Source organism: Ulvibacterium sp. (genome assembly GCF_965248315.1).
Classification (GTDB): Bacteria; Bacteroidota; Bacteroidia; order Flavobacteriales; family Flavobacteriaceae; genus Ulvibacterium.
This window is the reverse complement of record NZ_CBDFIX010000002.1, coordinates 4026152-4051830: the sequence shown is the minus strand read 5'-3', so window position 1 is coordinate 4051830 and position 25679 is coordinate 4026152. Positions and strand designations below refer to the sequence as shown.

17 protein-coding genes are annotated in these 25679 nt (G+C 44.1%); 15 read left to right on the top strand and 2 right to left on the bottom strand.

Annotated elements, in window-relative coordinates; genetic code table 11:
• Positions 1-45 precede the first annotated feature (45 nt).
• From ACP2AF_RS18985 to ACP2AF_RS18965, 5 genes are all read left to right on the top strand, one after another.
• Positions 46-3723, top strand: coding sequence for a hypothetical protein (locus tag ACP2AF_RS18985; protein WP_425237721.1), 3678 nt, complete (start codon positions 46-48; stop codon positions 3721-3723).
• Between the two features lie 102 nt (positions 3724-3825).
• On the top strand, positions 3826-10002 hold the full coding sequence (locus ACP2AF_RS18980) for a DUF6443 domain-containing protein (protein ID WP_425237720.1): 6177 nt from the start codon (positions 3826-3828) through the stop codon (positions 10000-10002).
• A gap of 4 nt (positions 10003-10006) precedes the next feature.
• The gene (locus ACP2AF_RS18975; RefSeq protein WP_425237719.1) at positions 10007-10510 is read left to right on the top strand and encodes a hypothetical protein; all 504 of its coding nucleotides are present in this window, start codon (positions 10007-10009) and stop codon (positions 10508-10510) included.
• Between the two features lie 148 nt (positions 10511-10658).
• The gene (locus ACP2AF_RS18970; RefSeq protein WP_425237718.1) at positions 10659-11585 is read left to right on the top strand and encodes a hypothetical protein; all 927 of its coding nucleotides are present in this window, start codon (positions 10659-10661) and stop codon (positions 11583-11585) included.
• 85 nt (positions 11586-11670) lie between these two features.
• Positions 11671-12429: a DUF2927 domain-containing protein gene (locus ACP2AF_RS18965; RefSeq protein ID WP_425237717.1), complete on the top strand. Its 759-nt coding sequence runs from the start codon at positions 11671-11673 to the stop codon at positions 12427-12429.
• Here ACP2AF_RS18965 and ACP2AF_RS18960 read toward each other — a convergent pair.
• Together ACP2AF_RS18960 and ACP2AF_RS18955 are read right to left on the bottom strand one after the other, a co-directional pair.
• The gene (locus ACP2AF_RS18960) at positions 12426-12881 is read right to left on the bottom strand and encodes a hypothetical protein (RefSeq protein ID WP_425237716.1); all 456 of its coding nucleotides are present in this window, start codon (positions 12879-12881) and stop codon (positions 12426-12428) included. The genes ACP2AF_RS18965 and ACP2AF_RS18960 overlap by 4 nt on opposite strands.
• A gap of 29 nt (positions 12882-12910) precedes the next feature.
• On the bottom strand, positions 12911-13258 hold the full coding sequence (locus ACP2AF_RS18955) for a helix-turn-helix domain-containing protein (protein ID WP_425237715.1): 348 nt from the start codon (positions 13256-13258) through the stop codon (positions 12911-12913).
• A gap of 715 nt (positions 13259-13973) precedes the next feature.
• Between ACP2AF_RS18955 and ACP2AF_RS18950 the strand changes: the two genes are divergently transcribed.
• From ACP2AF_RS18950 to ACP2AF_RS18905, 10 genes are all read left to right on the top strand, one after another.
• Positions 13974-14270: a hypothetical protein gene (locus tag ACP2AF_RS18950; RefSeq protein ID WP_425237714.1), complete on the top strand. Its 297-nt coding sequence runs from the start codon at positions 13974-13976 to the stop codon at positions 14268-14270.
• A 32-nt stretch (positions 14271-14302) separates the two neighbouring features.
• Positions 14303-14689 carry a hypothetical protein gene (locus tag ACP2AF_RS18945; RefSeq protein WP_425237713.1) on the top strand — a complete coding sequence of 129 codons (387 nt, stop codon included), beginning with the start codon at positions 14303-14305 and terminating at the stop codon, positions 14687-14689.
• A gap of 408 nt (positions 14690-15097) precedes the next feature.
• Positions 15098-15985: a hypothetical protein gene (locus ACP2AF_RS18940; RefSeq protein ID WP_425237712.1), complete on the top strand. Its 888-nt coding sequence runs from the start codon at positions 15098-15100 to the stop codon at positions 15983-15985.
• Positions 15986-16128: 143 nt separating this feature from the next.
• On the top strand, positions 16129-17010 hold the full coding sequence (locus ACP2AF_RS18935) for an RHS repeat domain-containing protein (RefSeq protein WP_425237711.1): 882 nt from the start codon (positions 16129-16131) through the stop codon (positions 17008-17010).
• Between the two features lie 368 nt (positions 17011-17378).
• The gene (locus ACP2AF_RS18930) at positions 17379-18056 is read left to right on the top strand and encodes a hypothetical protein (RefSeq protein WP_425237710.1); all 678 of its coding nucleotides are present in this window, start codon (positions 17379-17381) and stop codon (positions 18054-18056) included.
• Positions 18057-18125: 69 nt separating this feature from the next.
• Entirely contained in the window at positions 18126-19742 is a 1617-nt protein-coding gene (locus tag ACP2AF_RS18925; RefSeq protein ID WP_425237709.1) for an RHS repeat domain-containing protein, read from the top strand.
• A 20-nt stretch (positions 19743-19762) separates the two neighbouring features.
• Positions 19763-20284 carry a hypothetical protein gene (locus ACP2AF_RS18920; RefSeq protein ID WP_425237708.1) on the top strand — a complete coding sequence of 174 codons (522 nt, stop codon included), beginning with the start codon at positions 19763-19765 and terminating at the stop codon, positions 20282-20284.
• A gap of 444 nt (positions 20285-20728) precedes the next feature.
• Entirely contained in the window at positions 20729-24184 is a 3456-nt protein-coding gene (locus ACP2AF_RS18915; protein WP_425237707.1) for a T9SS type B sorting domain-containing protein, read from the top strand.
• A gap of 74 nt (positions 24185-24258) precedes the next feature.
• A complete protein-coding gene (locus ACP2AF_RS18910) occupies positions 24259-24978 on the top strand; it encodes a hypothetical protein (protein WP_425237706.1) in 720 nt (239 codons plus the stop codon).
• Positions 24975-25679 carry a hypothetical protein gene (locus ACP2AF_RS18905; protein WP_425237705.1) on the top strand — a complete coding sequence of 235 codons (705 nt, stop codon included), beginning with the start codon at positions 24975-24977 and terminating at the stop codon, positions 25677-25679. Before ACP2AF_RS18910 ends, ACP2AF_RS18905 begins: the two co-directional genes overlap by 4 nt.

Genomic DNA, 25679 nt, shown 5'->3' with positions numbered 1-25679 from the left:
GAGAAACAATAAATAAAAAGAAGACCCAAATCAAAAACATACAAAATGAAAAATGTTTTCCCTTTAATTTTCTTGTTAGGAATACTACAGCTTCAAGCACAAGATCCAGATCCGGACCCAAGACTGTTGGATTTTACACCTCCCAGTCCAACCGCTTATTCCCTGACCCAATTCTCGGCGCAGCAACCGGCTTTGTACACGGGTACGGCCAATACATCCATACCTCTGTACACTATAGATTTTGACGGTTGGTCCTTGCCGATTACGCTGAACTATCATGCTACGGGGATACGGACCAACCAAGAAGCCACGGAAGTAGGTTTGGGCTGGTCCCTGAGCTCTACTGCGGTTATTTCCAGAAGTATCAGAAAAGGCAACGATTTTCACAATGTGCCTAATTTGGCAAAGGGCTATATCCATGATACCGAAACCGTGGGGGATATTATAAATGACCTTGACAACTGGACTAGTCTCAACTTAACTGAAAGAAACTCACACGTAACGAATTTTACAAGTTCATGGTACGATACGGAACCGGATACCTTTGATTATAACTTTTTTGGGTTTCAAGGTTCCTTCATACTTTCAAAAAAGAGTGCTCCAACAGATGCCATAACAGTCATCAAACTGAAGAATGACGCTACAATTATTCAATATTTTGATGGCCCCAATCCCTATTTTACCATAAAGACACCTGAGGGATTCGAAGGTACTTTTGATATAAAGGAAAGAACCACAAATATGGCCGGGTATAGCCCCAACCCAATTGGAGGACCTTATGATGGGACTTACATAGATATTGTCAATACTACGAATCGTGGACAATTTAGGACGGTAACGGCTTGGTACCTGTCCAGCATACAAAGCCCTAGGGGTAAGCAAATCTCATTCAATTACAATATTCTATCAACTCAGAACAGTCCTTTTGTATCGGTCGGTGCACCTTCTTTTTCAGATGTTCATGTAACAGAATTACAACCGGGCTCTCAAGGAATTTCCTTTTCCCGTTTGGTAACCGAGCATGTATATCAACAATCCATAATCATACCTAACGAACTGTCCATAACCTTTAATCAAGAGGACCGGGAGGATCTTCGTAGCAATACTTTTCTCTTCGAAAGCTCATTTCCCTTGACCGCGCAAAAACCAAAGCGGTATACAGGTCTGTATATTGAAGGACTTGATCCGGTATCTACCTTTGAAAAGAACATAGTTTTTGGACAATCCTACTTTAATCTGGAATACTTGTTGGACGAGAGCATAGACAACATCAATACGGAACCAGCCAAATACGCCTGGCTCAGAAGCCGCTTGGACTTTGTAACCGTTGATGACCAGACCCATCGTTTCTTTTACAATTTAGGAAGCAACGGTATCCCCTCAAAGTTCACTAGGGGAATAGATCATTTTGGTTTCTACAATGGCGAGGAGGACAATGATCAACTGCTTCAGGTGACTCCAAGAATATTAAGTGATGCTTGCTCCGTTTTTGAAGCCGATATCACCAAGAAGTTCTATTATCAAACGGAGGGACGGAAAGCGGATTTTACCTACGGGATAGCGGGAAGCTTAAAAAGGGTACAATACCCTACAGGAGGTTATACCGATTTTGTGTACGAACCGCACGATTACTATGTTGAGGGAGGTTCCGCCGCCGCTGCCTACTATACCCCGGAGGCTTTGGACGCCAGTGGCGCCAGTGGTAATGCAATCGCCGGAGGGCTTAGAATTAAGGAACTTACCACCTATGAAAAACCTGGAATGGTTTCGATCAAAAAAACATTTGGATATAGAAACCTAAATGAAAGTACGGGAATAATGCTTACTCCCTTTGGACACTATTCAGAGAATCTTATTCTATTGGACACCAATGGAGATGGTATTTTAAACAGTAATGATATATGTAGTTATGTTTGGTTTTCCCTAGGTGGCATTTCAGGCCAAAACACTGCGGAAGGGAAGAAGATCGGATATAGCCAAGTTACGGAAATAGCCGAGGGTAAGGATGGAGAAAGTTATGAAACAGAACATTATTTTACCAATATTCCGACGCGTAGACCCGTTGCCGATAATACAGTACCCTATGAGCCAAAAACCTATAAGAATGGCAAATTGGAAGACCAAATCCTGGAAAACATTAGCGGTTTGCAAGTCCAAAGCAAGCACTACGGACTCTATGAAAATTTTGATTCACCAATTTTAGGATTGTCATATTCCAATCGTAAGTACTGGAACAATGGCTACGCCTTATCCTATTACCCGTATCACCTTCCTGTGGGTTTTGCCGAGATTGACTCCATCAATACCAAAACCACCTATGGTAGCAGGGACGTAAGCAATACTGTCAATTATACCTTCAATGCCATAGGACAGCAAAAGGAGGAAAGCACTACCAATAGCAAAGGGGAAGTGCTTCGTACGGAGTACAAACGCCTAGAAGAGTTCACCGGTGCAGCCTGTGTATACGCCAGTGACGGTGTTACATGCTTGGGCAGCGTCTTGGATGATGAGAATATTGTAAGCCCGGTATTGGAAAAACTTACCTATGTGGGTGATTCGGTAATTGCCGCAACCGGCTACCGCTATGATTTGGAAGAAGGCAATGTTGTTTTACGGGAAGTCTTGGAGTACGATGGTTCCAAGGCCAATTTTACAAGTTCTGCCAATGGTTTTGAGTTCCCCGCGTACCGCTCGGTGGTGGTCTATGAGGATTATGACTCAGAAGGCAACGTATTGCAATATAAGGTAGCGGATGGCCCAACAACATCCTTGGTTTGGGGCTATAACGAGGAGTACCCCATTGTAAAGGGCGAGAACATAGGACATACGGACCTTGCTCAGGCCCATACCACTGCCCTTAGTAATCCAACAACCTATGAAGAAAATATCCGTTCCAATCCAGTTGCCCAAAAGGCCCTGATCACTACCTATACATTCGACCCCATGGTGGGAATGGTAGCGATGTACGATCCCTCGGCCCGCAAAACGACCTACTCCTATGATGCCTTTAGGCGATTGGAAACGATCAAGGATTTGAACAACGAATTGCTACAAGACTATGAATACCACTATAAAACACCGGAAAGGTACGGTGGAATTACTTCTAGGACCGGGATTAATTTTGGGGTGGTCGGCCCGGATTCCGTCCGGACCATAAACACCGGAATTAAAAATGAAGGAAACTATGACATTACCATAAATAGTCTTTCACTACCTACCAACTTTAGCAGTACCTGGGCGAGCACGCCTTTTCTGATTCGACCGGGCGATACCTTTAGCTTGCCTGTGACCTATACTTCGCCCAATCCGGGAGCAGGAATAGAAGGTGGCAATATGATCTTACAGACCACGGACAACCTGGATGGGAACGTTAGTATATCCCTTTCGGCCAATAGTGCCGTAGAAACAAGGATTTTAAGTCTTCCCCAAGACTGTTATGAGGTAGGATCCGGCTTTGCTGAAATAGGGATTCTTCTCAACAATGATGGGAACTCCCCCATAAAAGTGACCCATGTGGGAATAGATACAAACGAACTGCAACTATTAGGCACATATGATGTTCCACCCACTACACAGTCTTGGATGGCGGTAAAAGTGAAGCTATTAAAACCACTTACCGGACCCAATGCCTGGGATGGTATGTCTACCATTTTTATTGAGACCGATGCGGATACTCCTGTTTTCAATGTCCAAGTGGATTTGACCGCAAACAGTTGTAACTAAAACATTACCCAAAAATATATAGCCATATTCTGGATATGACATTAAAGTGATTACGATGACCACTGTCACTGCCAGTACGAACAATAAATAAAAGACCCCAAGATGAAAACAAAACAAAACAATAGAATTTGGACATTTGGCCCTTTGGCCGTTCTACTCCTATGTCTCTTTATGGGGACAGCGGCCTCGGCACAACAAATAACGGGCCCGACCTCCGTGGACGAGGGAACGACCAACAATTACTATCTTTCCGGGGCTTCCAATATCTCCTGGAACGTATCCGGGGCGGCCAGTTGGTCGGGATCCGGTAGCAGCATTAGCGTAACCGCCGGTAGTTCCAACTATACGGTATCGGCCAATTTTACGGGTGGTCCTGGCTATTCGGCATTATTTGTCAATGTAACCCCCAGTGGTCCGCCCAATCCGGGAAATCCCACGGCTTCCACTTCAAATTGCGAAGTGACCCTCACCAGGACCGGTTCGCCAACTTCGGGGATTACTTGGTACTGGCAGGGAAGAACCAGTTCCGGGACATCTATCACCAAAGGTTCCGGAAGTACCTATGTGGCTGACGAAGGTTCCGGAAGATATTACATCAGGGCCAAGTACAATACCGGAGGATGGAGCGCCGGGTCCGGGTATGTGGATGTTACCCTGCCCACAACGCCTTCGGCGCCTACCTTTACCGGGAGCAATCCTAGGGAGATCTGTGCGGGCCAGACGACGACATTGACGGTGAGCAGCCCGATTTCGGGTACCTACCGTTGGTACAATTCCTCGGGGACCCAAGTAGGTACGGGTACCAGTTACGCGGCCTCCCCCGGTAGCTCTACCACTTATTCGGCACGGGTCACTTCAAGTGCAGGTTGTGAAAGCGCGGCGGGAACCATCCAGGTGGATGTAATCGACCTGCCCGCCCCTCTGAACAACAGTCCTGTACGCGATTGTACCTCAACCTCTACCGTAGTGCTCTCCGCCCAAAGTTCAAAAACGGTCGATGGGCAGACCCATAACGATATGGTACACGTTTGGTATTCCGACCAGACGCGTAACAATGTCGTTTCCCATGCTGTGGTCGGTGGTACGCCATCGGGTACCCTGGCCACCGAAAAGATAATTACACTTCAAGTGGGCCAAAGCGCCAGCTATTGGGTCGCGAGCAAAGTGGGCAACTGTGAAGGAGACCTGGTGGAGGTTACCGGCGAGTATATCGATTACTCGATTGACGGAGGGCAGATTTCCGCCCCATCGCAAGCAACCATCTGTTATGGTACGGACCCCGGGAACATGGCAAACTCCACTTTGCCGTCCGGAGGCGACGGTGCCTTCTCCTATGAATGGCAGTATTCGGACGATAACAGTATTTGGAATGACATTTCGGGGGCCACTTCGGCTTCCTATGATCCCTCGGGCGTCCTAGTAGGCAACCGATGGTACCGCAGGAAGGCGTTGTCTTGTAATAGGTTCGGTTATTCGAATACGGTGCAGGTTACGGTCCAGGCCAATGTGCTACAACCTACCTTACAAATCGAATCCCAGACCACCTGTTCGTCCCCAAGCGGTAGCATTAGGATCAGTAATTACAACGCTGCCTACTCATATAGTGCAAACCCGTCCACAGGGGTTACCATTCAAGGGGATTTGGTGACGGCATTCCAGGGTACCTATACCATTACGGCTACGAACAACGGCTGCTCTTCCATCGCATCCGAATCTGTTACGATACTTGAGCAACCCTTTGCACCGGGTGCTCCATTAAGCCCAACCATCGACGACACGGTCTGTGGAGAGGTTACCCTTACTAGGGGCGAGCCGAACCCCACTTCCAATGCCACTTGGTATTGGCAGACCGAAGAAACGGGCACGAGTACGGGTCCGGCCAATTCGGCGGCGACGGTAACCTTGACCAGTGGAAGCGTATATTACCTCAGGGCAAAGCACGATACTTCCGATTGTTGGGGACCTGCCCGGGTCATCAACTATACTATTGATCAGGTTCCTTTGGAGGCTACGGGAAGTGATGTCTCCCGCTGTGGTTCGGGAGTCGTTACGCTAATCGCCTCGCCTGGTACCCATGGTGATGAAATCAGATGGTATACCGTTGCCTCCGGAGGTTTGCCCCTCAGCGATGGGGTCAGTGCCAATACCTTGGAGTACACCACCCCGGGCATAAGTAGCAACACCACCTACTATGCGGAAAGCTACAATGCCACCACAGGTTGCTTTTCATCGACCAGGCATGCCCTTCAGGCCATCATAGACTCCGGTATCAACACCTATTATTACGATGGGGACAATGACGGTCTGGGAGACCCCAATATTAGCATTATCGCGTGTACCCAGCCCAGTGGCTATGCGACCAATGCGTCCGATCTTTGCCCCAACGTACAGTCACCGACGAATGATTGTCCCGCAAGTAATTCCTCGGACCAAAACTATGTCTATACCCGAACCTATCAGGAACCCCGAACCGCGGTCCCAACGCAAAAATTCGATGAGGGCGATAACGGGCAGTTCGATGTAGAGAACGATTACGTACAGGGCATCACCTATTTTGATGGGCTGGGCAGGCCCATGCAGCAAGTCGGTATCCGTCAGTCGGCGGATAGTCTGGACCTTGTTACCCATTTTGGGTATGATGCCTATGGACGGCAGGACAAGGAATGGTTGCCCTTCCATGAACCGGACAGTACCCTAGGGAGCTATCGCTATTGGGATGTGGAATTGGCCACAAAACAGTATTACAAGACCCATCCGGTATATGCCGATGATTTTACGGGACTCTTGGAAGGTGATGTCAATGCCTATTCCGAAACTTATTTTGAAACCTCCCCCTTGAACCGGGTATTGCGGCAGGCCGCCCCCGGGGAGGACTGGAAACTGGACAAACTGTCCGACGATCGCAGTATCGAATTCGATTACGAGACCAATGACACCCTACAAATACGGATGTTCCGGATAGAGACGGAATTTGTCAACAACACCCGTATCCCCGAGCTTAAGTTCCCCGAGGATGCACAGGGCAATCCCATAGAATTTTATTCCCCTGGAGAACTCTTTAAAAATATCACCAAGGATGAGAATCATGATACGGCGGACGGCAAATTGCACACCACTGAAGAGTATACGGACAAACAGGGCAGAGTGGTGCTGAAACGGACCTATGCCGATGCGGACATCGATTTAAACGGTAATGGCAATAATACAGATCCCAACGAGATCCTTGAGGCTCCCCATGATACCTATTATGTCTATGATGATTTTGGAAACCTTGCCTATGTATTGCCCCCCAAGATGGAGGCCAGTACGGCCACTTTGGCGGAGATCAATACCGGAATGGTGGAACTAGGGTACCAATATGTCTACGATAACCGCAACCGTCTGGTGGAAAAGCAACTGCCCGGAAAGGGTAGGGAACATATTGTTTACGATAAACTAGATCGGCCCATTATGACCCAGGACAGTGTACAACGGGTCAATGGGGAGTGGCTCTTTACCAAGTACGATGCCTTTGGCCGGGTGGCCTATACGGGCAAGGCGGTGGAGATGGATGCCTCCGTACCCCGATCCAGGACCGCGGTACAGGATTTGGCCAACGGCATTGGCGGTGCCCATTGGGTGGAACAAGCTACGGCCGCTACCACCATTGGTGGCGAGGATGTCCATTACAACAATGCGGCCTATCCCGTAGCTACGGTAACCGAGGTATTGACCATCAATTATTATGACAATTATGATTTCTTGGCCAGTGAAACGGGCATTTCCCTACCTGCCACCGTTTTGGGGCAGGCCGTGGAAAACCATAACAACCTTAGTCCGATAGCGACCAAAGGACTCGCCACGGGTAGCAAGGTAAAGGTATTGGATATTATCCCAACCTCTTGGATAACTTCCGTAACCGCTTATGATACCAAGGCCAGGCCGGTGTATACCTATACCGAAAATGAGTATTTGGGTACGCAGGATATGATGGAGAGCGCGTTGGACTTTTCGGGCAGGGCGGTAAAGGTAAAGGCAAGCCATACACGTAGTAGTGTTACCATCGTTACGATAGATAATTTTACCTATGACCATACCGGCCGTCTGTTGGCCCAGACCCAATGTATCGGGGACGAGACCTTGGGCGACTCCTGTACAGGTGGTGGTGGCGTTGTGGCCGACCTTCCCCTAAGCGGGACCGTTACGGATAGCCGGGTAGCCACGGCCAGTATTACGGTGACCAATGCCACCCTCCTGCCGGACGCCCGGCTCTATATAGACCCCAACGCTACGGGAACGGGCGGGGCCGAGGAGCTTATTGTATACAATAGTTATGATGCATTGGGGCAATTGGCTCATAAAAAAGTAGGCGGTACGTCCGGTAGCGGTTATACCGCTACTGGAGGCCTACAGGAAGTGGACTACAAATACAACGTAAGGGGATGGCTAACGGATATCAACGATATTTCCGATGCTATCCCGAACAAATTGTTTAACTTTAGCCTTAGTTATAACCAAGGACCAGCTCCATTGTATAACGGTAATATATCCAGGACACAGTGGAGAACGGACAACCAAGACAGTTCTTTGAAATCTTATGACTATGCCTACGATGCTTTGAACCGTATCGGTAGTGCCGTGGACAACACGGGGAACTACAACCTTAGCGGCGTCACCTATGACAAGAACGGGAACATCCTTAGCTTGAACAGGCAGGGCCATACCAATGCCGGGGCCACCAGTTTTGGTGCTATGGACCGGTTGACCTATGTCTATACGGGTAACCAGCTGGACCTTGTGGAGGACGACGACTCCCTAGGGAACAACGATTACGGTTTTGTGGACGGCACCAATACCGGCGATGATTTTGCCTATGACGCCAACGGCAACATGACCTCAGACCGTAACAAGGGCATCACGGGGATTACCTACAACCATCTGAACCTGCCGGAGCAAGTGAGCTTCGGGAGCGATAACATCCAATATGTCTATGCCGCCAATGGGATAAAGTTGAAGAAGACCGTAAACGATAATGGTTCTTCCATATCCACGGAGTATAATGGCAACTATATTTATAAGACCGTGGGTGGGAACAACGAATTACAGTTCATTGGCCATTCCGAAGGGTATATAACCCCCGATGGCAGCAATGGATGGCAATACGTCTATAATTACAAAGATCATCTGGGCAACGTAAGGTTAAGCTACACCGATGCGAACGGGGACGGTGACATCACGACCAACGAGATAATCGAGGAATCGAACTACTATCCCTTCGGATTGAAACATCAGGGCTATAACAGCAATATAAGCTCGCTTGGTAACAGTACTGCCCAGCTGTGGAGATACAATGGTCAGGAAAATGAAGAAGCTCTGGGATTGAATGTTACGGAGATGACCTTTAGGCAGTACGATCCAGCTATTGGAAGGTTTAATGGCATGGATAGATTTACAGAGTTTTCGTATGATATTACCCCATATCGTTTTGCCTTCAATAACCCAATATATTGGTCTGACCCATCTGGATTATATGAAGTTGATGAAGACGGGAATATAATTATTACCAACGAGCTTGAAATAGAGAATCTATTAAATTATCTTGACAACAATCAAGGAGCTAGTGTAGCTGATATATCAGAACATATATTTACTTCGGAGAATTTTGGAATGGATTTGGACGGAGTGACTGTTACCGCTGGTAGCCCAAGTTCTGAATTTTTAGCTCTTAATAGGATTGGTAACCAAGTACAATCTGGATTAAACAGCGTAACCAATTTTAATGGTAACATTCTACACAATGGTGCGGGAATGTTCGATGAAGAAGGAAGGGTAAATGATACCTTTGCTGGTGCCATGGCTGGCGCCCAAAGCCTTACAAGTACATATAGGGTGACCAGAGGTAATGCGATTAGCCCAAAATATTATTCTTCTGGTTGGCGAGGCGGAAGTAGAGGAAGGATTACGACATATAGTGCATCTGGCACAGCCAAAGTACTTGGAAGGGGTTCACTTGGAGTAAGTGCAGCCATAGGGGTTTATAATATAAATCAAGCCTACAAATTAGATGGAGGCACAATAGGTTATAATACCAAAGTTCAAACATCAACAACCTTGGGCAGTATTGCTGGCGGTTGGGCAGGTGCAGAAGCAGGCGCAGCTGCAGGTGCAGCCATTGGAGTTTGGTTCGGAGGCGTAGGCGCGGTGCCAGGTGCGATTATTGGAGGTATTGTTGGAGGTGTTATCGGTAGCTATGCCGGAGCGGAAGCAGGTGAGGCCATAGGAGAACAAATAGCAAATTAAAGTTATGAGGAAATTTGTTTGGTTCTGGAATATTTTTCATTACTCTCTATATAGATGGGAGGTTTATGCAGGTAACATCATAACTTATCCTGTGAGGAAAATTCTTAGAAATGAGCATGTTAAAAAAAAGTATGCGGAAAGAGGCGTTGAAAATCCGGAGAAGATTGTATTTAGTACTCTAAATGACCCAGATAGCGGGGTAAGGGTATTTTTAGCAGGGGCTTTGGCTGTTGTTTTAATGTTCTTATTGCTCTATAGCATCTTCAATATTATCGTCGGATTGTTTGCCGTTAGGATAAATTTGGAATTGAACTATCTTTTTTTGATGTTGGGAGCTTCGATTCTAATAAACTACTTTTTGTTGTTCAGAAGAAACAAGTACATGGTTTACTTCAAGGAATTTGCGAAAATGCAAAAATCTGAAAAGGACAAGTACGGTTGGTTGAGTTTTTTGACTGCGCTGTCAATTTTGGTATTAACAGGATTTAGTTTTCAATTTGCCAATTAAAGTAAGCCGCTAAATAATCATAACATTACAAAAACCACGACGAGAGTTGTGGTTTTTTTATTGCAGTACGTTCTGAAGTTTGGTCTGTTTGATAAAGGCGTCGAGCATTGCGAATACGTGTTCCCTACCCGAAGGCCAGGGTTATGCGGTGGGTGCTGTCTTAACCCTGTTTGATCCGTCGCCTGCCGGCGAAACAGCTGCAGTCGTAAAAACTGCCAATAAGGTTGCAGATGTAGCGGAGGACGCCGTCAAGGCTATCGGTCCAATTGGTGATGCAGGAGGCGATGTTCTTAGGCAATTACCTAAAAACATGCAGTCAAACATGAAGACAACACGTAACAGCCAAGGCACGATCTTTAAAGATCCTGAAAATCCAGCAGGAAATAATGTTCGTGTCCAAAGGGGTAACCCAAATAGTCCAAATCCCGCACAACAAAACCCATATGTGAAACAAGTCAAAGATGGTAAGACTGTTGATGTAAATGGAAATGAGATTGCTTGTCCGAGTGATGATATTTATGATGATTACAGAGATAGCGATAAAAACAACATTACGATATTCGATGAAGTGACCGTAGTTGGCGAGGATAAATCTGATGTTGACGAAGGCCAATTTGTTAAAAGAATAAGAGGCGATCAAACTCTAGTAATTGTCCCAAATGATGCTGATGTTGAGGAAACCGATCTTAGTGAAGTTGATATGGGGTCATCTTTACCAAATAAAGACAGGATAGAGACAAAAGCTGCGGCAACAATAATGATAAAGGCGTTGGAATTATCCGATCCTACACCTGATGTCCCTGAAGTAGCTCGCATCATCTCCGAAATAAGAACTTTAAATCGTTTAAGACGAATGAAGTTGCCTAGAAGTAGCACTAGAACGACCAGCGAGGCACCATCAACTAATAGCTCAACAAGTTCTGCATTGCCTGCTGGGCATACCAGGACAGGTCGAACTGTGATGGTTTCAGGACAAAGTAGGGATATCATTCGTGGACCGCAGGGTGGTTTATACTATATTAACTCGAACGGAAACAGAGTTAGTTTAAACAGAGATGGGACGAAAAGAGACTGATTGAATTAAACTTATAAAAATTTAAAAGTATAGGCAATCGTTTTAAGTATTGCCTATACTTTTTAGGAATAATTCGCATAAATAAATGACAGTGTTTAATTGGAAAAAGGCCTCTCTAATTCTCACATCATTATTTGTTTTTCTAATACTTCTTAAATACATCGATACAATAACGGAAGAGTATGTTCCTACAACATATGAAAAGAAACTGATCAGTTATTTTAAAGAGATTGCTTTACAATCCGAATATGATGGTAACCCAGAAAAAATAATTAAATGGGAACAACCAATGGTTCTATTCATATTCAAAGAGCAAGAATTTAAACCTCAGATGTCCATTATAAAAAAGACTATTGAGGAAATTAATCGATTAGTAACAGACGGTTTTAAAATTGTAATTACTAACAACCTTTCACGTATTAATTCAATTCTTTATTTGTGCAAAAAAGAGAAGGTTGCGGAATTAGACCGTTTTTTTTATGAAATTCTCACAAAAGACATTGATTATGATATTTCAGGTCTTGCGTATTCAGAGTTTGATACAAAAACTAATGTTATAGATAAATCTCTAATCTTCATAAATTCGGAATATACTTTCGAAGTCCAAGAATCCACAATCCGAGAAGAAATAACTCAAAGCTTAGGTTTGGCATTTGATTCAAAGATGTATTCAAATAGTGTTTTTTACAAGGATAAATTCAATCAGGAAATCAGAATCAAGGAATATTCACAATTTGACAGAGATATTATAAGGTTATTATATCATCCAAGAATGAAACCAGGGTTGGATTCTACTGGATTGGAGCAAGTAATTAAAAAAATATTGAAATCGGAAAAGGACTAAATTTGATATGTGATTTTTGAACCTTTTAAAAGGTTGCTATTGCTTTTTAATTCTACTGTTACGTCCTGTACCCCATGGTATTTTTTTCCAAATTCAACGTCACAGTCATACTCAATTTGGTGCTCATCCAGAATGGCATTAATCTGATTCAGATCGGATTTTACTTTTTTCGTCTCTTTAATGTATTTACTCAAGATTCGATAAGCAAAAATACATAAGCCAAAGCCAAGGAACAATAGAAACGAAGACCTCTTTAGTATTGAATAACTTATATCACTAAAACTAGAGTCTTCCCACAAATTTATTCCTACTAATATCAAAACACCCCCTATAGACATATAGGCAAAAAAACAGCAGTATGTCTGTAGTTTCTTTTTTTTAAGTTTTTCATTTTCAATATGAATCAGACCTAAATCCTCTATAAATTTTTCACTTAGTGGACTTTTGGACATGTTGTTTCAGATTAAGGCATTTTTACTGGCTAACCTGCCAGCTTCTGGGCAAGGTCTGCCTTTAGCACGAAAGGGGAGAGGAAATCCTTGACGGTCTCCTTCTGCTTGTCGGAGAGTTTTTGCGCCTTCGAGAATAAATTAAGTAAATCACTGTCGTCAATAGTAGCTTCCGCTTTGTTGTCGCCGTGCACCAGCCTATCGAGGGAAACCTCCAATACTTCGGCCATGCGCTTGGCAACCTCCAAAGAAGGTATGGAAATGTTGCGCTCGTACTTGGAAAGGTTGGTCACGTGAACGCCCACCTCTTTGGCGAACGCTTCTTGGGCAAAGCCCCTCTTGCCCCTCAAATCCTTCAATATCGAACCAAAATCACCCATAGTCTTTAAACTTATCAACAGCGTAAAAAACGCCCAAACACTATGCAAAGCTACGAAAAACACAGCGAATAATACCAATGTTGTGAATAAACGCCATCAAAAAGGATTAACTATATAAACCAAATACGCTAAGTTTGTAAGCGAAAACGCTTAGGCGAAAACTTATGAACAATCTGGACACCACCAACCCGAACAACTACGAGTACAGAACCGAATACCTCGGGTAATGTTCCAAATTGGCGCTTTTGCCGGAGCAGGTTCTTAAGTTTTTAATTATCAGGAATATAGAAATACCAAGAGGCCACTGATAAGTGGCCTCTTGGTATTTGCTAGGATCCCCGCTCCGCAGTAGTTGCACTGCTGCGGCATAATAAATAAGACAGAGTAAATAATAGAGTGTTAAGGGTCATGGCAAACACCATGACCCTTTATTGCTTTTCCCGGCTGCTTATTTTTATTACATTCAGGTATGCAACAAGGCGTAAAACATGAAATAAAGACAAATGGATTCTATTATTTAGAGGAAGGATCAATTGTGCCAGAGGTTATGGTAACGCCTCAAATGTTGAAAACTATAACATAATGGAGTTTCCGTAGCAGTATAACTACTGCGGAACTGGGGATTTTGGAAGGTTGGTGCCAGAACTTATAATTAAAAATTCTTGGAATACTGTTAAATGGAACCCGAGTCAAGTATTTAAGGTAAATTTTTAAAATGGATATAAACAAAGAAAAAGTACTGGAAGAATTAAAGATATTATATTCTCTACTTAATGAAGAGGGGTTTTCCCGCAATTCACTAGAGGTAAAGAATTTAATATATGCCATTGAAACCAATGATTTGGAAAAATTTAAAACAAATTACAACTCAACAGCAATATGGGGAGGAGCTGGGTCAATCTCGGATATCGATTTTCGAGATTCGGAGAAAAATAAAATGAAGGATGATTCCTTAAAATATTTGAAAAAATATAGAAAAAAGATTGTCAAACCATTTTGGAAGCTTTGGTGAAAAGAAGTTGTTGACCAGACAAATAAAACAAGATGATATTTGAAACACCTACTGATTTTAATATAGAAAGAGAGTATAAAAACCACACTGTCAAGTACTATAACATGCGAGAAATAGCTCAGGGAAGTCCAGAAATAGGTAATGTTTCAATAAATGGTAAGAATCTACCGTTAAGGTATTTTTTTGGAGGCCCACCCTTGTTTTATGAAGAATATATGCTATCTCCCTTGTATGTGAAGAAGTTTTGCAAGACAGGATTTGTACTTTGCAGAATTAACTTAAAGAACCTAAGTATGGATTTCATAGGAAATCTTAAGGATCTTATTTTTCTAAAGGAGGTGGATTTGCCAGACAAGAAGGTGTATTATCATCGCGACGTTAATGGTACAACAATTTCTGCAATTAGTCTTGAGGAATAGTCGTTCAATAAAATCGACCCAGCTCCGCAGTATTTGTACAGCTGCGGCACAATAAATAAGACAGAGTAAACAATAGAGTGTTAAGGGTCATGACAAATGCCATGACCCTTTATTGCTTTTCCCGGCTGCTTAATTTTATTACATTCAGGTCATGCAACAGGGCGTAAAACATGAAATAAAGACAAATGGATTCTATTATTTAGAGGTAGAATCAATCGTGCCAGAGGTTATGGTAGCGACTCAAATGTTGAAAACTATAACATAATGGAGTTTCCGCAGCTGTACAACTACTGCGGAACTGGGACTGGGGAACTGGTATGGTGTAGATTCAATAAAGGTATTTAGTAGAGGAAAAAAGAGATAAGTGAAATGCAATTTTATATTAAACTCTTACCCATATTTTTTGTTTTGGCGAACGTATTAATTTCATGTAATCGAGCTAAATACAGGGAATATTACGGTAACAGAGCTTTGAAAAGTGAGTTTATAGGTACCAAGACCCCCAAAAAAGGTATTTATAAGGAATACTACAAAAGCGGAAATATAAAGCAAGTGGACATTTATGACAACGATGTAAAAGTTGATTCATCCGTTTACTATTTTGAAGATTACGAAAATCAGATTAAAGAAATCAGATATTTTAATGATAGCAGTATCCGCATTGTTGGATATGACCGTAACGGAAACAAGACCAAAGAGGGGAAATCTCTCATGGACGACCCTAGTTATAGGATAGGCAAATGGGCTTTTCATAAGCAAAAAACCAAAACAGATAGTATTGTCGAATATATTACTGTCGACGGAAAATCCTACGTAAATCAAATATGGCACAAGAATATCGAGGGTGATACAATACTAGGCAGAGGGAATTATACGGAAATTGTTAAAAAAGATAGTTTCAATCTTGGGGATTTAGTCAGGTTGCGGTTTATCCTTATGGAATCGTTTTATGGTGTGAACTCGGATATTATTATTATAATACCTAAAGATGAAAATCTTTTAAAAGAGGATTATTCAAATTTATTGGAAATAGAAAGAGACACTATTCAAAGCCTAAAGAATGATGGCATTCCACGTCCGGGAATACCAAAGGAAATGCCAATTAACCATATTGCAGAGTTTGGATTAAAATACGATGAACCCGGCCAATATGGTCTAAGGGGAGCTTTGGTTGAGTATGTTTACAAGAAACTCGAGAATGCAAAAAAACCTGACTCCATATACAGGGTAGAACGAAGATTGTTTTTTGATGATACTTTTTTCATTAGAGATACATCTGATAATGTCCCTCGATAGGGTGTAGTGTTCCAAATTGGCCCCGGCTCCCGTTCCGCAGTTGTTACTACTGCGGCACAATAAATAGGACAGCGTAAATAATAGAGTGTTGAGGGTCATGGCAAGCGCCATGACCCTTCGGCGGGCTCCATAAGGGCTATAACATGGGCGGGGACAATTCCTTGGGCAACGATGTGGCGCGACGTTGGAAGTTTGGCGGCAAGGAACTCGATGAATCATTGAGCCTCGAGACCTATGACTTCGGGGCGAGGAACTACGACCCGTGGATAGGGCGTTGGATGAACCTTGACCCGTTGGCCGAGCAGATGCACAGGCACAGCCCTTACAACTATGCGTTCGACAATCCGATATTCTTTATAGATCCTGATGGGATGATGCCGTGTCCGAATGGAGATTGTGATGAACAAATACCGGAACCAGTTCAGAGAGTTAAGGAAGAATATAGTATTACCAACCTTGTATCAAGAGCCGGGGCTGCATTAAACGAATTTGGTAATAAGATTAAAGGAAGTTTGGCTTCCACTGCAAATGATATTAAATCTTTATTCCAAGAAGAAGCAGGCACTTTAGATACAGGTGCTGATTTCACCGAGACCGGTACTCAAATAAGTTCTAACAAGCAGATAAAAGCTATCGGCGATAAAGCTGGTGTTATAGGAGATGCGGTGGTTGGTGCTGATCTGGTAATAGAGTTTTCTGAAAATGGGGCCTCTGAAGATTTTGTCGAGACTGCTGCAAGTGAGGTTGTTTCTAAACTGACTGGCCCAGCCGAACCATTGACTGGCATAGTTCTAGAAAACGGCAAAGATGAAGATGGTGCGACGAACACTAGTAATATGGCCAATAGTTTTGCTCAGGCCGGAAGACAAATGGGGGCTTATAGGCACAAGAGTTTTTCAGCTAATAGTGGGGATAACTCTGCAAATATTGATAAGAATACCGGCAGGAATAAGTTTGATATGTTCATCTGGTACAGTGTTACCTTACAATGGAGCAAAGCAAAGGAGCTTACTAATCAGAAATAATCAACAAGGCTTAATAATATTATAGATGAAATGGTATTACGGATGTATTTTATCTTTTGCTATCGAAACTGGATATGGTTCAACAAATAAGGATTCCACAGCAAGTCTTATTTTTGTTGTAGTTAATCTAATGGCAATAGGTATAATCACTAATTTTTTTGGACTAGACGTTAGAGATATACCTATTTTGGTTAGTTTATCCGCTTTTTTAATACTGTTTTTTGCGACTTATAAGTACTTTAAAAAAGAGAGCGTGAAATCTGAGATAATCAGGAATATTCGAGGATTGAGTAGAAATTATAGGATAATTCTTTACTGTTTTTGTCTTTTTTACACGGTTTTAGTTCCATTCATATTTTTAAAGGTGTATGCTTAGAAGAATTTGTATTTGGCTTTTTATCTTTTTTGGCTCTTATAAATGGTGTTTTGGACAAATGGTCGATAACCAAAAAGTAGAGAAGATAGGCAAAATAATTTGTGATTGTTTGGACTCGAACAACGGCCAACCTAACCTTGAAAGGATCAATGATTGTAGCAGTGCTATGGCAGAAGGTTTGTCTGTCATTAAGTCAGATTCATTGAGATATTTATATTTAAGAAAATCGGATACTTATCTACAGAAGAACTGTTATTCTTATATTGAGATACTTTCCACGAAAACTCCAAATTCGGATATTAGGCTTGAAACTCGAAATATCTTTTTTGAATTAAAGAAGAGTAATAATAGTGTTGATTTAATAAAGACAATGCAAAAAAAATTTTTGTACCGTAATTTTGTGGGAGACACCATTTACTTACAAATGGATGAAAATGCCTTGATACAAAGAAAAAAAGGTTACGATACCACAACTACTTTTTCTGTTAAACCCAACGAATCAAAGCAAAAGATGTTTTTTTTAGATAGCGATGAAGCTTTTTTCAAAGATTATTACGCTAAAAACGAACCAATTGATTTTTTGCTGGTTAAGGAAGAAGAAGGGTACAGGTTGTTCACAAGTTTTTTAAATGGGATTATTCTTAGCAAAAGGCTCTGGAAAGTCGATTGAAATGATAAATGATTTAGGCTGAAGTTTAAGTTTGAGACGAAATCAAAGACACATTGAGTAATGTTTCAAATGCCTTTTGCTAGTGCTAATGACAAGATGGGTAATAGTCTGACCCTAACTCGGAACGGCTGGCAGGACAACGGAGGTACCATCACATACCCCGATATGGACATCCTGGATTATGATTACGGTGCAGGGAACAAGCTGACCAAGGTAAGCGACACCGGTAATGGCAATTATGGCTTTAAGGACGGCACCAATACCAACGACGACTTTGCCTACGATGCCAACGGCAACCTGGAGATTGACAGGAACAAGGGAATTACGGGCATAACCTATAACTATTTGAACCTTCCAGTCACCATAAGCATTGATAACTCCCCGGACATAGGTACCATTACCTATACCTATGATGCCACAGGTATAAAACTGAAAAAGATAGTTACGGGAAGCAGCACGGGTACAACCGAATATTCTGGTAACTACGTTTACGAGGATACTGGTGGCGGTGCGGTGTTACAGTTCTTCAACCATCCCGAGGGTTATGTCAATGCCAATGGCAGTGGGTACGAGTATGTCTACCAGTACAAGGACCACTTGGGGAATGTGCGCTTAAGTTATACGGACGACCCTTCGAATCCGGGCACTCCGACTATAATCGAAGAAAATAATTACTATCCTTTCGGCATGAAACATAAAGGGTACAACTCTGGTGGAGACACTGCACTCGGCAATGATGTGGCACAAAAGTGGAAGTTTGGTGGCAAGGAACTTATTGAGAACCTTGGACTTAACTGGTTGGACTATGGATGGAGAAATTTTGATGTGGCAATGGGTAGATGGATGAACATCGATAATCTGGCGGGTATGATGAAAAGTCAAAGTCCATACAATTATGCACTTAACAATCCTGTGTATTATATTGACATTGATGGATTGATGCCAGGTAATGGTCCCAATCACATAACGGATTACTACGATGATGGGAGAGGAAATATAGTATATGATCCGAACGTACATGGCCCGGGAGACGTGCCTGATGGCGCCACCTATATAGGACGCTACTACTGGAATGCTGAAACGCAGACCCTTTGGGGCCCAGGAGGTGTGCCGACTTCGACAGGAGTAATAGCTTTGGATGGAGTTACGGTAACCGCTAAGGACAAGTCCAGCAAGGCCCAATCTACTTGGGATGGTAACACTACATGGGGTTTTGGAACTGAAGATAGAGGACGAAGTGGCAACCGGCGAGGAGGTATTGATGTAGAAGAAGTAAGCCCTGGTGGAAGTCTAAAAGGAGGCGGGAACTTGATTGCGCGATTGTTAAGGTTTTTAACAGGTACACCTAAAAGGGTCAAGACAGTCCAAGACATAGTAGGCGATAATCCAAACCAAAGCACCATGGAGCTACAACCAATACCGGAACCTACGGTGGTAGATCCCTATGCCTTCATATTATTACAGTTCCGTAGGGGAGAATCCTTTATCGACTTTGATTTTTCGCATGACTTCTTTGTTCCTAGACATGGAGTAGAAGGAGCTTATCAGAATGCGGTAAACGCAGCTGATAGTATAATTTTGCATGATGTTGATGTTGACTCAATTAGTATTCAATCCAGTGTGATTCGTGGACGGAGTCAAAATCGTATATCCTCTGTTAAAGATACAGTTATAAGAAGGCAGTAAATGATAAATACACGAATAACATGGTTTTAAAAAAAAGATGGGCTATACTATTAGTTTTAGTGACTTCTATACATTTTGGATGTTTGGAAGAAAATAAAGAAAAGAAAAACTCAAAGGATAACCCACAAGTAGTATTTTCTGTAACAGCTACTTCGGATACTGTACAAATAGGAAAATTCGCGAAGGTATTTGCTAAACTTAAGCAACCTTACTTTACTAACGAAGAATCCGAAATAATGGTTTTAATGGAGAGTAACGACAGTCTTCCCTTAAAATCCGATTTATCAAATGAGTATGATATAGATATGGCTGTTTTTTTGAATTTAAAACATGATACCGCAAATCGGAAATGGGTTCGTAATATGGATAACAAAAAAACTGCAATCTTTGGAAAGAAGTTTTCTCAAACAGGTCTAAATACCATAAGGGGCTATATTATGGAGTATTTAGGCGATATGCCACCTATTGATGATGGAGCATTGGATACTATTCCTGTAAAGAAGTATTATTTTGAAAAAGAAATATTTGTGATGCCAAGATAAGGTAATGTTCCAAATTGCCGCTTTTTCCAGAGTAGGTTCTTAAGTTATTCATTATTAATAATATGAAGTGCCAGAAGCCGGTAATGTTCCAAATTGGCGCTTTTGCCGGAGCAGGTTCTTAAGTTTTTAATTGTCATGAATATAGAAGTATCGGAGGCCGCTTATCAGCGGCCTCTTGGTATTTGCTAGGAATTGGCATTTAGCGTGGCACCCTTATAAAGGCCGTTTGCTTTTCCTTGGTGTTTCAAAATGATATCTATTTTTTTAGAACATAGCCAGTAATTATTTTACCAAGAACGAAAGCTGATGTGTGCAAATCTCACCAACAATCAGATTCCCCTATCGAAATCCCTTGCATTTCATCTAAAACGAATTCATTTTGTAGTATTTTACCCACTATTTTTGTATTTTTAACGTAATTTAGTACTTAAACCAAACCTTGCCTTGAAAAACGTATTCCCCCTAGTTTTTTCCTTGTTTGTTTCTTTTGTAGCATCTGCCCAACAAGAGGCGGCCATCTGGTATTTTGGCCAGAATGCAGGCCTCGATTTTAGGAGTGGGGCCCCGGTGCCTCTTACCGATGGCGCATTGAACACCGAGGAAGGCTGTGCCTCCATATCCGACCCCAATGGGAACCTCTTGTTCTATACTGATGGTGTTCGGGTATGGAACCGTAACCATCAGGTGATGCCCAATGGTACAAATTTAGGAGGACACCGTTCCAGTACACAATCGGCTATAATTGTACCAAGTCCGGGATCTACGACGATTTACTACATATTTACGGTAGATGAACAAGGACGTAGTAACGGTCTTATGTTTTCCGAGGTAGACATGACCTTGGATGGCGGTCTAGGTGATATAACTGGGACAAAAAACGTGCAGTTGGCCATGCGCGTTACCGAAAAAATTACGGCGGTGGAACATGCCAACGGAACGGATATCTGGGTCTTGGCCCATGGACGATGGGACGATACCTTTATGGCTTATTTGGTTACCGCGGCGGGAGTCACCACCACTTCGGTGGATACCAATATCGGAACCAATTTGTCTATGTCCTATATACCGGATCAAGCTTTGGGCTATTTAAAGGCCTCACCGGACGGGTCTAAAATCGGGGCAGCTTTTTATCTGAATGCCATAGAAGTCTATGATTTCAATTCGGCCACTGGGGTTTTAAGCAATCTTAGGGTGGCAACGAACGATGACACTAAGACCTATTATGGCCTGGAATTTTCCCAAAATAGCCAAATGCTCTATGTGTCCAATTACCGGGGAGAAGTGGCTCAATACGATACTGCTGCGGCAGACTTGGCAGCGAGCAAGGTTCTCATCTTTCAAAAACCGGGTGATCGGTTCGGGGGACTTCAGTTGGCTTTAGATGGAAAAATCTATATGGCACACCGTAGAGAACCCTATTTAAGCGTTATCAATGCACCGGATAATCCCGGCCTTGCCTGTAATTTTGTGGAGGGTAGTATAGATTTGGGCGGACGACGTTCCGACCTGGGACTCCCTCCTTTTATCCAGTCCTTCTTCTTACTGGGTTTTCAGGTGGAACAATTTTGCCTGGGTCTTCCTACGACCTTTACCCTCAACATCAACGAACCCATTCTCTCGGTGACCTGGGACTTCGGGGATGGCCATACCTCGAATGTGGAGGACCCAACACATACCTATGCAGTCCCTGGTACCTATACGGCAAACGTTACGGCCACTACGGCCTCCGAGACGAAAACGGAATCCGAGACCATTACCATTTATGAAACACCGACGGCGAACCCGGTGACGGATTTCGAAGTCTGTAGCTTGGATTCGGCTTACGGCTTCGACCTCTCCACCAAGGATTTGGAGGTATTGGGCGCCCAACCCGCGGCGGACTTTAAGGTGGGATACTACCTCAGCTTGGCGGATGCCCAAAGCGGGACGAACCCTTTGCCGACGATGTATGTGAACACCGACCCCGTAGAGACGGTCTTCGCCCGCATCTCCAACGGCAACAATACCGCCTGTTACGATATAACGAGTTTCGACCTTGTGGTAAAACAGGCCCCGGTACTACATCCGGCAACCGATTGGACGGTCTGCGATACCGACACGGACGGGCTTTTTGCCTTCGACCTCTCCACCAAGGATAGCGAGGTACTGGGCGGGCAGGACGCGACCGATTTCTCGGTAAGCTACTATACCGACCAAGCAGACGCCGATAATGCCACAAATCCGATTGGCCCCAATTATACGAACACGGCGACGCCGGAGATGATATACTTCCGAATAGCCAACACCACCTATCCCGAATGTTACGAGACCGGAAGTTTCCGATTGGAGGTCATCGACCAGGTTGTGGCCCATACACCCCAGGATCTGGACCATTGTGACGATGACAACGACGGCCAGGCCGTTTTCGACCTGACGGCAGCGCAGGCGGAGATCATCGGGAGCCAGAACCCGGCCGGGCTTGTCCTGAGCTACCACGAAAACCAGGTGGACGCCGACAGCGGGAACAATGCCCTAAACACCGCAAATTATCTGTCCACGGCCTACCAAAATACGATTTATGTCCGGGTAGCCAATACCTCCGATGCCAGCTGCTATGACACCACTTCCTTCCAACTGAACATCTTCGATACGCCCGTACCTCCGGAGGCATCGGACTGGCAGGTCTGCGACGATGATAACGATGGGCGGTATACCTTTGAGCTTACCGAAAAGGCCAACGAAATATTGGCAGGAACCATGGGCAACTCCGTTTCCTTCTATCTGTCCCAGGACGATGCCGACAACGCGATCAATGCCCTGGGCGGTACCTATCGGAACACCACAAACCCACAGACCCTTTATTATCGGATGGAGAATACGGACCATCCAGACTGTTATGGAACGGGGTCGTTCCAATTGCAGGTCTTCGATATCCCTACGGCCCACGTCCCGCAGCCCCTTATCGCTTGCGCTACAGATGGTACAGGGATACGTACCCTTGACCTTTCCGTCAAGGACGCCGAGGTGTTGGACGGTCAGGACCCGGACGGTTTTACGGTCCTGTACTTTGCCACCCAAACTGATGCGGACACCAATAGTAACGTACTGCAGAAATCAACCTATACCAATGCATCGGTCTGGGAGACCCTCTATGCCCGCATCCAGAACAATGATAATGAAAGCTGTTATGATACCACCAGCTTCGAGCTCATCATCAACCCGTGGCCACAGGCCCAATTGGAGGAAACCTATGTCATTTGTCCGGACAGCCCGGAGCTGAACCTGGACGGGGGCGATTTCGAGAGCTGGTCCTGGCGCGACGGAAGTGATACGGAAATTGGCATAGACCGTACCCTGGATATTACGGAACTCGGCAACTATTCGCTTACTGTCGCCCGGACCCAAAACGGGGTCACCTGTGAAGGAACGGTTTCGTTCGAGGTGGTCTCCTCGGGCGCCCCGGACGATTTTACTACGGATATCATCGGTTTCGGGGACCGGGTCGTCATAGCAGTGACGGCCACAGGGGTTGGGGAGTTCGAATACTCGGTGGACGGGGAGAACTATCAGGACAGCAACCGTCTGGAGGTCTTTCCCGGGGAATATACCGTTTATGTGCGGGACAGGTTCCTGTGCCGTACCCTGGAGAAAGAGATCATCGCCCTGGGCTACCAAAAGTTCTTTACCCCGAACGGGGACGGTTCCCATGAACATTGGAACATCATAGGGGCGGAACGGTATCTGGAATCCAAGCTCTATATCTACGACCGCTACGGGAAGCTTATCGCCCAGGTACTCCCGGACGGCCCGGGCTGGGACGGTACCTTTAAAGGTGTTGCCATGCCCTCCTCGGACTACTGGTTCCGCTACGAGCTGCAAGGAGGAAGGGCCTTTACCGGGCATTTTACTTTAAAACGGTAGTCAGGAGATATTTTTGTTCCCATTTGTACAACACTTCAAAGATAAATTCGTTATAATTTGTAAGAAACCTACTTATGCGAATATATTCTGTATTATTATCCCTCATGGTATTGGTATGTTCTTGTGCCTCGCTCAAGAATACAAACCCTTCAGGGCAGCATGCCCCATCACTTGGAGCCATTGGAAACCAAAGCCAATCCCTATTGCATACCCGTTTTCAGCAAATAGGGCATCCGTCCTTGGAACACCCCATTGCCGTTTCGGTTCGGGAAGTTCCCTTTACGAAGTCCAGCTTTAAGAAGTACACAGCTTATAAGAAGAATTCGGGCACGGTTCCGGAAATGCAATTCATTGATTCCTTGGGTACTAAGGCTAGCTATCTATGCTTGGAAATTATGGATAAAATTGCGTTACGAGATGCTTTGAACGGAAAGGAAAATAGTAGTGTACTAAGCTATTTGGAGAAGGATGATGCCTATCGTTTGGTCCATAAGGTGGCTCTGTTCCCTAATTTGGAAGCGTATCGCCTCTTGATACAATCGGATCGGCTTTTTTTGAAAACCGACCGAAGTGGCATTTTGACATTGATAGCGAGGAATAGAAATTTAGACAAGGAAGTAAACCTTTCCAAAGCGGAGATTTTTGACTATAACAGCTTGGGATTCTGCTGGGGAGAGACCCAATATGGGAAAAAACAAATAGAGGCCTTGGTACAGGATGGTGACGCCTGCCCGAAGCATACGCAACGGAAAGCCTATAAACTGGATGAGACCAAATCTTATTTGAAGCTATGAGAGTACTGTTTATGATTATGGGGTTGGCCCTTTTTCTTGTTGGCCTCACTTCCTGTGAGGACATCCTGGAGGTACCGGATATTTCCGGTCAGCGCGTAGAATTGGTGGCTCCCTTGAACAATACGGTGGTAAACCAGAACACGGTAAACCTCACCTGGAACGAGCTTGCCGATGTGGATGCCTATCGCATACAGGTAGCCTTGCCCAATTTTGAAAATGCGGCACAAATTATATTGGATAGCCTAATTGTTCGAGATACCCTGGGCCAAATAGATACGGGCCTGGAACGCCTTTTACTTTTCAATGGGGGCTATGAATGGCGGATACAAGGGTTGAACAGTGGTTTTGAGACCCCTTTTAGCAGTGCCATTTTTTCCGTTAACGGCGATGAAAACATAGATTTGATACCACCGAATGTGCCTTCACTCACTTCACCTTCCAATGGTGCTTCCTTGGATGATGCCGAGGTAGACTTTGTCTGGACCCGCCAAGATATTTCTGGCACTACTGAGCGAGACAGCATTTTCATTTTTAAGGATGAGACCCTTCAAGTATTGGAGGTCAAAGGACTGGGCGCCAATAAGACCTATACGACCAATTTGGCCGATGATACCTATTTCTGGTTTGTAAAGGCTTTTGATGGTGCGGGTAACGAGAGTAGTGCTTCGGAGGTCTTTGAGTTAACTATTACTATTCCCTAA